Source organism: Streptomyces sp. NPDC003284 (genome assembly GCF_053589675.1).
The window spans coordinates 251183-264942 of sequence record NZ_JBSFSI010000003.1; the positions used below are offsets into that span (position 1 = coordinate 251183).

Here is a 13760-nt window from a genome sequence, read left to right on the forward strand (position 1 = left end):
CTCCCCTTCGTTCCCTTGTCCCCCGTTTACATCCCGACCCGTCCCGAACCACACGTTCGTGGGACCCCGTGAGAGAGCGTGCCCTGTGGCTGACGTACCTGCCGATCTTGCCGCAGTGTGGCCACGCGTACTGGAGCAGCTCCTCGGCGAGGGCCGGGGGCAGGGGCTGGAGACCAAGGACGGACGCTGGATCCGCCGCTGCCAGCCGCTCGCGCTGGTCGCGGACACCGCGCTGCTCGCCGTACCGAACGAATTCGCGAAGAACGTCCTGGAGGGCCGTCTGGCCCCGGTCGTCAGCGAGAGCCTGAGCCGCGAGTGCGGCCGGCCGATCCGCATCGCGATCACCGTCGACAGCTCCATCGGCGAGTCCCAGCCCCCCGCACCGGCGGCCCAGCAGGCCCCCCCGGTCTCGAAGCAGCGCTACGACGAGTACGGGGAGTACGGGGAGTACGAGGAGCAGGAACTCCCCACCGGCCAGGGCGGATACGAGGGCTACGGCCGGCACCGGGCCGAGCCCCACCGCCCGGAGCGGCCGGACCGCCCGGACCGCCCCGATCACGCCGAGCGGCGCGACCAGCACGACCACCCCGACCGCTCCGACCGCCCGGAGCGGCACGACCGGCGCGAGCGGCAGGACCGCCCCGGCCGCGGCGACGAGCATCCCGGCGGCTCCGGCAAGAGCGGCGCGAGCGGCGATCCGCTGCCCCCGCGCACCGGCCCGGCCGACGGCGCCGACCAGCTGCCGACCGCCCGCCCCGCCTACCCCGCGGAGTACGGCGACTACCAGCGCCCCGCGCCCGGGGCCTGGCCGCGCCCCGCCCAGGACGACTACGGCTGGCAGCAGCAGCGGCTCGGCTTCCCGGAACGGGACCCGTACGCGTCGCCCGCCCAGGAGCCGTACGGCGCACGCGACCAGTACGGACCGCAGGAGAGCTACGGCGCGCCCGAGGGGTACGGCGGCGCCAAGGACGCGTACGGCTCCGCGAAGGACACGTACAGCGGCGGGCACGAGCCCTATCCGCCGTCCCAGGAGTACTCCCCGTCCCAGGACTACCGTCCGCGTCCGGTGGAGCGCCCCGCGTACGACCCCTCGCGCTCCGACTACGACTCCGGCCGGTCCGAGTACGACCAGCGCGACCCGGTCCGCCGGGAGCTGCCCGAGCCGCCGCCCGGCGGCGGGCCCGCGCACCGCGGCGGTCCGGCGGTCCCGCCCTCGTCCGGCGGCGGCTCAGGACACGCGGCCGGGCACGCGGCGCAGGGCCACGGGCCGGGCGAGCCGACCGCGCGGCTCAACCCGAAGTACCTCTTCGACACGTTCGTCATCGGCGCGTCCAACCGGTTCGCGCACGCCGCCGCCGTGGCCGTCGCCGAGGCACCCGCCAAGGCATACAACCCGCTGTTCATCTACGGCGAGTCGGGCCTCGGCAAGACGCACCTGCTGCACGCGATCGGGCACTACGCGCGCAGCCTCTACCCGGGCACGCGCGTGCGGTACGTCAGCTCGGAGGAGTTCACCAACGAGTTCATCAACTCCATCCGCGACGGCAAGGGCGACAGCTTCCGCAAGCGCTACCGCGAGATGGACATCCTCCTCGTCGACGACATCCAGTTCCTGGCGGACAAGGAGTCGACGCAGGAGGAGTTCTTCCACACCTTCAACACGCTGCACAACGCCAACAAGCAGATCGTGCTGTCCTCGGACCGGCCGCCCAAGCAGCTGGTCACCCTGGAGGACCGGCTGCGCAACCGCTTCGAGTGGGGCCTGATCACCGACGTCCAGCCGCCCGAGCTGGAGACGCGCATCGCGATCCTGCGCAAGAAGGCGGTGCAGGAACAGCTCAACGCCCCGCCGGAGGTGCTGGAGTTCATCGCCTCCCGCATCTCGCGCAACATCCGCGAGCTGGAGGGGGCGCTGATCCGGGTCACGGCGTTCGCCTCGCTCAACCGGCAGCCGGTGGACCTGGGGCTGACGGAGATCGTCCTCAAGGACCTCATCCCCGGCGGCGAGGACAGCGCGCCCGAGATCACGGCGCCGGCCATCATGGCGGCCACGGCCGACTACTTCGGCCTCACGGTCGAGGATCTGTGCGGTACCTCGCGCGGCCGGGCGCTGGTCACGGCACGCCAGATCGCCATGTACCTGTGCCGCGAGCTGACCGACCTGTCGCTGCCGAAGATCGGCGCGCAGTTCGGCGGCCGCGACCACACGACCGTCATGCACGCCGACCGCAAGATCCGCGCGCTGATGGCCGAGCGGCGCTCCATCTACAACCAGGTCACCGAGCTGACCAACCGCATCAAGAACGGCTGAGCACCCGCCGCACGGCGGCACGGCACAGCACAGCACGCACAGCACGGCTCAGGACGACACGAGGGCGCCCCCGCGGAACGGATCCGCGGGGGCGCCCTTCGCAGTGCCCAGGAGGCCCGGCACCGACGGGAAGGCTCCCGACCGCCCGGCACGGACCGCCCGCCGACCGCCCGCCGACCGGCCTCGGACGGCCGTGTGCCGGGCGGTCGGGACGCGACCGGCGCCCGGCCGCACCTCGCCCACCAGTCCCCGCTGTTCGATTACTCGCCGGGTTACGGCCGTCCTCCACAGATTGGGCGACTTTCTTCCGTCCACATGCTGGGGACTGGGGAGTTGTCCCGAACGGCGTCCACAGGCAGGCCGCGGATCGGGCGTCCGCCCAGCTCAGCGCCCTGTGGAATCGTGGACGAAGGATCTCCACAGGCTGTGGACGAAGCGGAGATCCACAGGCTGTGCGTGAAGTTGTCCACGGACAACCCACAGGCTGTGGCCGGTTGTCCCCAATGATCGGCTGCTTCTCCACATGGTTGTCCACTGTTCGGCAACGCGACGCACCCGGTCACCGTGTCGAGTGAAAGCCGTCACACCAAGGTGCCGGATTGGGGTGTGGGAAACGTGGGTAAACCTGGGGACGCAGCTGGGGAGAACTGCCCTCGATCTGTGGGTTAGGTGTGCAGAACTTTCTGTTCTCCACAGAGACCCCGAGTTGTCCACCGGCTCCACCCACAGGGTCAGTGGACAAAATTCCTGCGCTGAGCTGGGCAAACGTGGTTATCCACGGTATCCACAGCCCCTACTACTACTCCCAACCAGTAAGAGAGCGGAATCCGTTTCGAAGCGGGTCCTGTGCACAACTCGCGCTCTCGAGCCCGGCCGCCCCCCGGAGCGACTTGACCCCGACCGGCACCTACTGTCAGTGCGGTGCGTCAGACTGGTCCCCGGTGCTCCTCCCGTCACAGCGGGCGGTGACACCGAGTCGGAGGACTCAGTAGCAACAGCAGGAGGCGGCTTACGGTGAAGATCCGGGTGGAACGCGACGTACTCGCGGAGGCAGTGGCCTGGGCGGCACGCAGCCTCCCGGCCCGTCCGCCGGCGCCTGTTCTCGCCGGCCTGCTGCTGAAGGCGGAGGACGGCCAGCTGAGCCTGTCGAGCTTCGACTACGAGGTCTCCGCGCGCGTCTCGGTGGACGCCGAGGTCGAGGAGGAGGGCACCGTCCTGGTCTCCGGCCGGCTGCTCGCCGACATCTCCCGTGCGCTCCCCAACCGGCCGGTGGAGATTTCCACAGACGGTGTACGGGCGACGGTGGTCTGCGGCTCCTCGCGCTTCACCCTCCACACCCTGCCTGTGGAGGAGTACCCGGCTCTGCCCCAGATGCCGAACGCCACCGGCACGGTCCCCGGCGAGGTCTTCGCCTCCGCGGTGCAGCAGGTCGCCATCGCCGCCGGCCGCGACGACACGCTGCCCGTGCTCACCGGTGTCCGCATCGAGATCGAGGGCGACACGGTCACCCTGGCCTCCACCGACCGCTACCGCTTCGCGGTCCGCGAGTTCCTGTGGAAGCCGGAGAACCCGGACGTCTCCGCGGTCGCCCTGGTGCCCGCCAAGACGCTCCAGGACACCGCCAAGGCGCTGACCAGCGGCGACAGCGTCATCCTCGCGCTCTCGGGCTCGGGTGCGGGCGAGGGCCTGATCGGCTTCGAGGGCGCGGGCCGCCGGACGACCACCCGCCTGCTCGAAGGCGACCTCCCGAAGTACCGCACGCTGTTCCCCACCGAGTTCAACAGCGTCGCCGTCATCGAGACCGCCCCCTTCGTGGAGGCCGTCAAGCGCGTGGCCCTGGTCGCCGAGCGCAACACCCCGGTGCGGCTCAGCTTCGAGCAGGGCGTGCTCATCCTGGAGGCCGGTTCCAGCGACGACGCACAGGCTGTGGAAAGGGTCGACGCCCAGCTGGAGGGCGACGACATCTCCATCGCCTTCAACCCGACGTTCCTGCTGGACGGCCTGAGCGCCATCGACTCCCCGGTCGCCCAGCTGTCGTTCACCACGTCCACCAAGCCCGCGCTGCTCAGCGGCAAGCCGGCCGTGGACGCCGAGGCGGACGAGGCGTACAAGTACCTGATCATGCCGGTCCGCCTGAGCGGCTGAGCGGCCCGTCCCGGCCCGACGGTGGGGCGTACGCGCGTACGTATGAGCGCGTATGCCCACGGATGTGCCCGAGCGTCCGGGTCTAGGCTCGGACCCGGGCACTCAAGCGCCCCCACATCACGTCGGACACCTAAGGACACAACTGATGGAGCTCGGTCTCGTCGGCCTCGGCAAGATGGGCGGCAACATGCGCGAGCGGATACGCCGCGCGGGCCACACCGTCTTCGGATACGACCGCAACCCCGACCTCGCGGACGTCCACAGCCTGCAAGAGCTTGTGGACAAGCTGGACGGCCCCCGCGTGGTCTGGGTGATGGTCCCGGCCGGAGCCCCGACCCAGTCGACCATCGACGAGCTGGCCGAGCTGCTCGAACCGGGTGACGTGGTCGTGGACGGCGGCAACTCCCGCTGGACGGACGACGAGAAGCACGCGAAGGAGCTGGCCGCCAAGGGCATCGGCTTCGTCGACTGCGGCGTCTCCGGCGGCGTGTGGGGCCTGGAGAACGGCTACGCGCTGATGTACGGCGGCGACCAGGAGCACGTCGACCGGGTGCTGCCGGTCTTCGACGCGCTCAAGCCGGAGGGCGACTTCGGCTCGGTGCACGCGGGCAAGGTGGGCGCGGGCCACTTCGCGAAGATGGTCCACAACGGCATCGAGTACGCGATGATGCAGGCGTACGCCGAGGGCTGGGAGCTGCTGGAGAAGGTCGACTCCGTGGACAACGTCCGCGAGGTCTTCCGGTCCTGGCAGGAGGGCACCGTCATCCGCTCCTGGCTGCTCGACCTCGCCGTCAACGCGCTGGACGACGACGAGCACCTGGAGAAGCTGCGCGGCTTCGCCCAGGACTCCGGCGAGGGCCGCTGGACGGTGGAGGCGGCCATCGACAACGCCGTGCCGCTGCCCGCGATCACGGCCTCGCTGTTCGCCCGGTTCGCCTCCCGCCAGGACGACTCGCCGCAGATGAAGATGATCGCCGCGCTGCGCAACCAGTTCGGCGGCCACGCCGTGGAGAAGAAGTAGTCCGAAGGACGTCGCGGTCCGCGGACCGCGAGGACCCGGGCCCCGGACGGTCCGTACGACACGGGACCGTCCGGCGGTCCACCCGCTGGAGGAGGCCGGCGCACGACCATGCACGTCACGCATCTGTCGCTGGCCGACTTCCGCTCGTACCCCCGGGCGGAGGTCCCGCTGGACCCGGGCGTCACCGCCTTCGTCGGTCCCAACGGCCAGGGCAAGACGAATCTCGTCGAGGCGGTCGGCTACCTCGCCACCCTCGGCAGCCACCGGGTCTCCTCCGACGCCCCCCTCGTCCGCATGGGCGCCGAGCGGGCGGTGATCCGCGCGCAGGTCCGGCAGGGCGAGCGGCAGCAGCTGGTCGAGCTGGAGCTGAACCCCGGCCGCGCCAACCGGGCCCGGATCAACCGGTCCTCGCAGGTCAGACCGCGTGACGTGCTCGGCATCGTGCGCACGGTGCTGTTCGCGCCCGAGGACCTCGCCCTGGTCAAGGGCGACCCCGGTGAGCGCCGCCGCTTCCTCGACGAGCTGGTCACCGCCCGCTCCCCGCGGATGGCGGGCGTCCGCTCCGACTACGAGCGGGTCCTCAAGCAGCGCAACACCCTGCTGAAGTCCGCGGCGCTCGCCCGTCGCCACGGCGGGCGCACCATGGATCTGTCCACGCTGGACGTGTGGGACCAGCACCTCGCGCGCGCGGGCGCCGAGCTGCTGGCCCAGCGCCTCGACCTGATCGCCACCCTCCAGCCGCTGGCCGACAAGGCGTACGAGCAGCTGGCCCCCGGCGGCGGACCGGTCGCCCTGGAGTACAAGCCGTCGGCGCCCGGCGACGCGCACACCCGCGAGGACCTGTTCGCGCAGCTCATGGCCGCGCTCGCCGAGGTCCGCAAGCAGGAGATCGAGCGGGGCGTCACCCTGGCCGGCCCGCACCGCGACGACCTGGTGCTCAAGCTCGGGCAACTGCCCGCCAAGGGCTACGCCTCCCACGGCGAGTCCTGGTCCTACGCCCTCGCCCTGCGCCTGGCCTCCTACGACCTGCTGCGCGCCGAGGGCAACGAGCCGGTGCTGGTCCTGGACGACGTCTTCGCCGAGCTGGACGCCCGGCGCCGCGAGCGGCTGGCCGAGCTGGTCGCGCCCGGCGAGCAGGTCCTGGTGACGGCGGCGGTCGACGACGACGTACCGCATGTGCTGGCGGGTACGCGGTTCACCGTGTCGGACGGGACGGTGGAGCGCGTATGAGCGGCGGGAGCGATCCGGCGGCCGGTGCCGGGAAGGCCGCCGACGCGGCGCGGGCGCCCAAGGCGTCCGGCCGGGCCCCCGAGCCCTCCGGCGTCGACCTCGCGCGCGTGGCGCTGCGCGCGGCCAAGGAGGCGGCGCGCGCGCGTGGGGACGCGACGCGGCAGAAGAAGCAGGCGCGGCGCGGCGGCGGTCTGCGCTCGGGCGCCCGCGCCGACGGCCGGGACCCGATGGCGCTCGGGGCGGCCATCAACCGGCTGATCACCGAGCGCGGCTGGGAGACCCCGGCCGCGGTCGGCGGGGTGATGGGCCGCTGGCCGCAGATCGTGGGCGCGGACGTCGCCAAGCACTGCGTGCCGGAGCGGTACGACGAGGACGAGCGGGTGCTGGCCGTGCGCTGCGACTCGACGGCCTGGGCGACGAACCTGCGGCTGCTCGCGCCGAACCTGGTCGCCCGGCTCAACGAGGACCTCGGGCACGGCGCGGTCCGGCTGATCAAGGTGCACGGCCCCGGTGCGGGGCCCCGGCGCTACGGTCCGCTGCGCGCGCCCGGGAGCAAGGGACCCGGCGACACCTACGGGTGAAACGCCCCTTTTGCACCTCGGGGTGCGGGTGGTGCGGCGCCCGCGGGGCGATCGGCGGACCATCGCCCGAAAAGGTGACAGAGATCACATCAGGCGGTCACGCAGGGCTGTCGGTGGGCCGGTCGCGGCACCTGGTCGCGCAACCGCACGCGCTTGCGAATCCTGACCTGACCCCGGAGTAGCGAAGGGTTGACATCCGGAAGCGCTGAGTGCCGCTGTGAGCCTCTTGGGGCCCCCTTCCACATATCGGGACCCGGCGAAGGCCGGTTCAGGGCGCCACATGCGGACTCAGGTACCGGCAAACCCCCATCAGTGTCGGCGCTACCGGTAGACTGGGAGCAGATCCCGCCCCGACCGTGGGGACCGTCCGGGAAAAGCTGAGCAACGCTGATCAAAGGCTTACCAACGCAACATGCCGCAGCCGCTCCGGCGACCCTCCCCCAAAGGGGGCACCCCCAGGAGCCCGGCTCGTGCTGTGCCAGAAAGGGCGCTTCGTGGCCGATTCCGGCAACCCCAACGAGAACATCCCGTCCACCGACGCCGACGCCCAGCCGTCGGCCGCCTCTTTGCACAGTGAGGCCACGGCCTCGTACGACGCCAGCGCCATCACCGTCCTGGAGGGTCTGGACGCGGTCCGCAAGCGACCCGGTATGTACATCGGCTCCACCGGTGAGCGCGGTCTGCACCACCTCGTGTACGAGGTCGTCGACAACTCGGTCGACGAGGCGCTGGCCGGGCACGCGGACACCATCGACGTGACGATCCTGCCCGACGGCGGGGTCCGCGTCGTGGACAACGGCCGCGGTATCCCGGTGGGCATCGTCCCCTCCGAGGGCAAGCCCGCCCTGGAGGTCGTGCTCACCGTGCTGCACGCGGGCGGCAAGTTCGGCGGGGGCGGCTACGCGGTCTCCGGCGGTCTGCACGGCGTCGGCGTCTCCGTGGTGAACGCCCTGTCGTCCAAGGTCTCGGTCGAGGTCAGGACCGACGGGCACCGCTGGACCCAGGAATACAAGATGGGCGTCCCCACCGCCCCCCTGGCCCAGCACGAGGAGATCGAGGAGACCGGCACCTCGGTCACCTTCTGGGCCGACCCGGACATCTTCGAGACCACCGAGTACTCCTTCGAGACGCTGTCGCGGCGCTTCCAGGAGATGGCCTTCCTCAACAAGGGCCTGACGATCCGGCTGACCGACGAGCGCGAGTCGGCCAAGGCCACCACCGGCGCGGACGAGGCGGGCGCGGACCAGAAGGACGAGGTCAAGTCCGTCACGTACCACTACGAGGGCGGCATCGTCGACTTCGTGAAGTACCTCAACTCCCGCAAGGGAGAGGTGGTGCACCCCACGATCATCGACCTGGAGGCCGAGGACCGGGACAAGAGCCTGTCCCTGGAAGTCGCCATGCAGTGGAACGGCGGCTACAGCGAGGGTGTGTACTCGTTCGCCAACATCATCCACACGCATGAGGGCGGTACGCACGAGGAGGGCTTCCGGGCGGCCCTCACCAGCCTGATCAACAAGTACGCGCGCGACAAGAAGCTGCTGCGCGACAAGGACGACAACCTCACGGGCGACGACATCCGCGAGGGCCTGACCGCGATCATCTCGGTCAAGCTGAGCGAGCCGCAGTTCGAGGGCCAGACGAAGACCAAGCTGGGCAACACCGAGGCGAAGACCTTCGTCCAGCGCGCCGTCTACGAACACCTGAACGACTGGCTGGACCGCAACCCGGTCGAGGCGGCGGACATCATCCGCAAGGGCATCCAGGCGGCCACCGCGCGCGTGGCGGCCCGCAAGGCCCGCGACCTCACCCGCCGCAAGGGCCTGCTGGAGTCCGCCTCGCTGCCGGGCAAGCTCTCGGACTGCCAGTCGAACGACCCCACCAAGTGCGAGATCTTCATCGTCGAGGGCGACTCCGCCGGCGGCTCGGCCAAGTCCGGCCGCAACCCGGAGTACCAGGCGATCCTGCCCATCCGCGGCAAGATCCTCAACGTCGAGAAGGCGCGGATCGACAAGATCCTCCAGAACCAGGAGATCCAGGCGCTGATCTCCGCGTTCGGCACGGGTGTGCACGAGGACTTCGACATCGAGAAGCTCCGCTATCACAAGATCATCCTGATGGCGGACGCCGACGTCGACGGCCAGCACATCAACACCCTGCTGCTGACCTTCCTGTTCCGCTTCATGCGGCCGCTGGTCGAGGCCGGCCACGTGTTCCTGTCCCGCCCCCCGCTGTACAAGATCAAGTGGGGCCGGGAGGACGTCGAGTACGCCTACTCCGACCGCGAGCGCGACGCGCTCCTGGAAATGGGCCGTCAGCGCGGCAAGCGGGTGCGCGAGGACTCGATCCAGCGCTTCAAGGGCCTCGGCGAGATGAACGCCGAGGAACTGCGCGTGACCACCATGGACCAGGAGCACCGTGTGCTCGGCCAGGTCACCCTCGACGACGCCGCCCAGGCCGACGACCTGTTCTCGGTCCTGATGGGCGAGGACGTCGAGGCCCGCCGCCAGTTCATCCAGCGCAATGCCAAGGACGTCCGCTTCCTCGACATCTGAGTCGGTCTCAGCTGACCGCACCAGGAAGGATCCTCACCAGCAATGGCCGACGAGAACACTCCAGTCACCCCTGAAGAGGGCGGCGAACTCGCCATGCGCATCGAGCCCGTCGGGCTCGAGACGGAGATGCAGCGCTCGTACCTCGACTACGCGATGTCCGTCATCGTCTCGCGTGCGCTGCCCGACGTCCGGGACGGTCTCAAGCCCGTCCACCGGCGCGTGCTGTACGCCATGTACGACGGCGGCTACCGCCCCGAGCGCGGCTTCTACAAGTGCGCCCGCGTCGTCGGCGACGTCATGGGCAACTACCACCCGCACGGCGACTCCTCGATCTACGACGCGCTGGTCCGCCTGGCGCAGCCGTGGGCGATGCGGATGCCGCTGGTGGACTCCAACGGCAACTTCGGCTCGCCGGGCAACGACCCGGCGGCGGCCATGCGCTACACCGAGTGCAAGATGGCGCCGCTGTCGATGGAGATGGTCCGCGACATCGACGAGGAGACCGTCGACTTCACGGACAACTACGACGGCCGCTCCCAGGAGCCGACCGTCCTGCCCGCCCGCTTCCCGAACCTGCTGATCAACGGCTCGGCCGGCATCGCGGTCGGCATGGCGACCAACATCCCGCCGCACAACCTGCGCGAGGTCGCCGCCGGTGCCCAGTGGTGCCTGGAGAACCCGGACGCCTCGCACGAGGAGCTGCTCGACGCGCTCATCGAGCGCATCAAGGGCCCCGACTTCCCGACCGGCGCGCTGGTCGTCGGCCGCAAGGGCATCGAGGAGGCGTACCGCACCGGGCGCGGCTCCATCACCATGCGCGCGGTCGTCGAGGTCGAGGAGATCCAGAACCGGCAGTGCCTGGTCGTCACCGAGCTGCCGTACCAGACCAACCCGGACAACCTCGCGCAGAAGATCGCCGACCTGGTGAAGGACGGCAAGATCGGCGGCATCGCGGACGTCCGCGACGAGACCAGCTCGCGCACGGGCCAGCGCCTGGTCATCGTCCTCAAGCGGGACGCGGTCGCCAAGGTCGTCCTGAACAACCTCTACAAGCACACCGACCTCCAGACCAACTTCGGCGCCAACATGCTGGCCCTGGTCGACGGCGTGCCGCGCACCCTCTCGCTGGACGCGTTCATCCGCCACTGGGTGACGCACCAGATCGAGGTCATCGTCCGCAGGACCCGCTTCCGGCTGCGCAAGGCCGAGGAGCGCGCGCACATCCTGCGCGGCCTGCTGAAGGCCCTGGACGCCATCGACGAGGTCATCGCCCTCATCCGGCGCAGCGCGACCGTGGACGTGGCGCGCGAGGGCCTGATGGGCCTGCTGGAGATCGACGAGATCCAGGCCAACGCCATCCTGGAGATGCAGCTGCGCCGGCTGGCCGCCCTGGAGCGCCAGAAGATCGTCCAGGAGCACGACGAGCTCCAGGCGAAGATCACCGAGTACAACGCGATCCTGGCCTCCCCGGTCCGCCAGCGCGGCATCGTCAGCGAGGAGCTGGCCGCGATCGTCGAGAAGTACGGCGACGACCGCAAGACCAAGCTCATCCCGTACGAGGGCGACATGTCCATCGAGGACCTGATCGCCGAGGAGGACATCGTCGTCACGGTCACCCGTGGCGGCTACATCAAGCGGACCAAGACCGACGACTACCGCGCCCAGAAGCGCGGCGGCAAGGGCGTGCGCGGCGCGAAGCTCAAGGAAGACGACATCGTCGACCACTTCTTCGTCTCCACCACGCACCACTGGCTGCTGTTCTTCACGAACAAGGGCCGGGTGTACCGGGCGAAGGCGTACGAGCTGCCGGACGCCGGGCGGGACGCGCGCGGCCAGCACGTGGCGAACCTGCTGGCCTTCCAGCCGGACGAGGCCATCGCCGAGATCCTGGCGATCCGCGACTACGAGGCGGCCCCCTACCTGGTGCTCGCCACCAAGGCCGGACTGGTCAAGAAGACGCCTCTGAAGGATTACGATTCGCCTCGCTCGGGCGGCGTCATCGCGATCAACCTGCGCGAGGGCCAGGACGGCGCCGACGACGAGCTGATCGGCGCCGAGCTGGTCTCGGCCGACGACGACCTGCTGCTGATCAGCAGGAAGGCGCAGTCGATCAGGTTCACCGCCTCGGACGACACCCTGCGGCCCATGGGCCGTGCCACCTCGGGTGTGAAGGGCATGAGCTTCCGCGAGAGCGACGAACTGCTGTCGATGAATGTGGTGCGAGCCGGTACGTTCGTGTTCACTGCCACCGACGGTGGGTACGCCAAGCGGACCCGGGTCGACGAGTACCGCGTCCAGGGCCGCGGCGGCCTCGGCATCAAGGCCGCCAAGATCGTGGAGGACCGCGGTTCGCTCGTGGGCGCGCTGGTGGTCGAGGAGAGCGACGAGATCCTCGCCATCACACTCTCGGGCGGAGTGATTCGCACGCGAGTCAGCGAGGTCAGGGAGACGGGCCGTGACACCATGGGCGTCCAACTGATCAACCTGGGCAAGCGCGATGCCGTCGTCGGTATCGCACGTAACGCCGAGGCGGGACGCGAGGCGGAGGAAGTCGACGGCGACGTGGCCGTGGACGAGGCCGTCGAGGGTGCCGCGACCACCGGCACGGACGAGGGTGAGGCGCCCTCGGCCGAGTAGCACGAGGAGTGAGTCATCGTGAGCGGAGCCACGGGCGCCGGATCGTCCGGTACCTCCACTGGTACGGAATCGGGCGGCGGCCGTGGCTCCGCCGCGCGTGCGACGGACTCGCACACCACCAACCTGAACGCGATCAAGTCGCCCGCGACCGACTCGCACTCTCCCACGCACGGATCCCAGGGGGGAACGGTGACGGACACCAGAGGCCCGCAGACGCAGGGCCAGCCCGGGGCGGCCCAGCAGCACGCTGCGGCCTCCCCGCTGCCCGGGGAGCGGCAGCCGCAGCAGCACGGCGGCCCGTACCACCCGCCCCAGGCCTACCCGGCGGCCGGCGCGGACCGGTCCGGCACCGTGCGCAGGCCGCGCACCGGCGCCAGGACCACCCCGCGCACCCGCAAGGCGCGGCTGCGGGTGGCCAAGGCCGACCCGTGGTCGGTGATGAAGGTCAGCTTCCTGCTCTCCATCGCGCTGGGCATCTGCACCGTCGTGGCCTCCGCCGTGCTGTGGATGGTCATGAACGCGATGGGCGTCTTCTCGACGGTCGGCGGGACCATCTCGGAGGCGACCGGCTCCACCGAGTCGAACGGCTTCGACCTCCAGTCCTTCCTGTCCCTCCCGCACGTCCTGATGTTCGCGGCGATCATCGCGGTCATCGACGTCGTCCTGGCGACGGCGCTGGCGACCCTCGGCGCCTTCATCTACAACCTCTCGGCGGGCTTCGTCGGCGGCATCGAGCTGACGCTGGCCGAGGACGAGTGAGGCGTCGTCCGTAGCGGTCTCCGGCGGCCCTCCGACGGCCTCCGGAGCCCGTCCCCCCACCGATTTTGGGACTGCCCCCGTCGTGCGCTAATCTTCAGGGGTCAGCGCGCGGGACATACACCGCAGAGCGCGGCGGGGCTATAGCTCAGTTGGTTAGAGCGCATCCCTGATAAGGATGAGGCCACAGGTTCAAATCCTGTTAGCCCCACAGCAGCAGTGAACGAAGAGAGCGGGTGCCCCGGGCGGGGCGCCCGCTCTCTTCGTGTGTGTGGGGGCGGACGGTGCCGTGCTGCCGTGCTGCCGTGCTGCCGTGCTGCCGTGGGAGGCGGAGCGGGACCGCGCCGTGCGGCGGGCGGTCGGCGGGGGCCTGGCCCGGCGGCGCGGGCTGACGGACGGCGGGACGGCGGGGTGCAGGTACTCGTGGTGCTCGGCGTGATCGCTGTACTCGCGCCGTGCTCGGCATGTTCGGCATGTTCGGCGGGGTTCTCAGGGGTGTGCGGGCATGGGGAGGACCCGGTCGG

8 protein-coding genes and 1 tRNA gene are annotated in these 13760 nt (G+C 70.4%); all 9 read left to right on the plus strand.

Annotated features, from left to right (window positions below; all coding sequences use genetic code 11):
• Nucleotides 1-85 precede the first annotated feature (85 nt).
• Nucleotides 86-2311 (plus strand): chromosomal replication initiator protein DnaA, encoded by a 2226-nt coding sequence (dnaA, locus tag ACWDYF_RS08205; protein WP_389462756.1) that lies wholly within the window; start codon nt 86-88, stop codon nt 2309-2311.
• A 1014-nt stretch (nt 2312-3325) separates the two neighbouring features.
• Nucleotides 3326-4456, plus strand: a complete 1131-nt coding sequence (gene dnaN / locus ACWDYF_RS08210; protein WP_018566212.1) for a DNA polymerase III subunit beta — start codon at nt 3326-3328, stop codon at nt 4454-4456.
• Nucleotides 4457-4601: 145 nt separating this feature from the next.
• Complete coding sequence (gene gnd, locus ACWDYF_RS08215; RefSeq protein WP_064534076.1) at nt 4602-5477, plus strand: phosphogluconate dehydrogenase (NAD(+)-dependent, decarboxylating); 876 nt, start codon at nt 4602-4604, stop codon at nt 5475-5477.
• Between the two features lie 108 nt (nt 5478-5585).
• Complete coding sequence (gene recF, locus ACWDYF_RS08220; protein ID WP_381738870.1) at nt 5586-6707, plus strand: DNA replication/repair protein RecF; 1122 nt, start codon at nt 5586-5588, stop codon at nt 6705-6707.
• On the plus strand, nt 6704-7288 hold the full coding sequence (locus ACWDYF_RS08225) for a DUF721 domain-containing protein (RefSeq protein WP_381738868.1): 585 nt from the start codon (nt 6704-6706) through the stop codon (nt 7286-7288). Before recF ends, ACWDYF_RS08225 begins: the two co-directional genes overlap by 4 nt.
• Nucleotides 7289-7758: 470 nt before the next feature.
• Nucleotides 7759-9843: a DNA topoisomerase (ATP-hydrolyzing) subunit B gene (gene gyrB, locus ACWDYF_RS08230; RefSeq protein ID WP_381738866.1), complete on the plus strand. Its 2085-nt coding sequence runs from the start codon at nt 7759-7761 to the stop codon at nt 9841-9843.
• 42 nt (nt 9844-9885) lie between these two features.
• Nucleotides 9886-12480: a DNA gyrase subunit A gene (gyrA, locus tag ACWDYF_RS08235; RefSeq protein ID WP_381738865.1), complete on the plus strand. Its 2595-nt coding sequence runs from the start codon at nt 9886-9888 to the stop codon at nt 12478-12480.
• Between the two features lie 18 nt (nt 12481-12498).
• Nucleotides 12499-13239: a DUF3566 domain-containing protein gene (locus tag ACWDYF_RS08240; protein WP_079158983.1), complete on the plus strand. Its 741-nt coding sequence runs from the start codon at nt 12499-12501 to the stop codon at nt 13237-13239.
• A gap of 134 nt (nt 13240-13373) precedes the next feature.
• Nucleotides 13374-13447, plus strand: a tRNA-Ile gene (locus ACWDYF_RS08245).
• The last annotated feature ends 313 nt before the right edge of the window (nt 13448-13760 follow it).

Excerpts from the sequence above, each read along its gene's own strand:
- recF (WP_381738870.1), top strand. The coding sequence starts at position 5,586 with ATGCACGTCACGCATCTGTCGCTGGCCGACTTCCGCTCGTACCCCCGG.
- gyrA (WP_381738865.1), top strand. The coding sequence starts at position 9,886 with ATGGCCGACGAGAACACTCCAGTCACCCCTGAAGAGGGCGGCGAACTC.
- ACWDYF_RS08225 (WP_381738868.1), top strand. The coding sequence starts at position 6,704 with ATGAGCGGCGGGAGCGATCCGGCGGCCGGTGCCGGGAAGGCCGCCGAC.
- gnd (WP_064534076.1), top strand. The coding sequence starts at position 4,602 with ATGGAGCTCGGTCTCGTCGGCCTCGGCAAGATGGGCGGCAACATGCGC.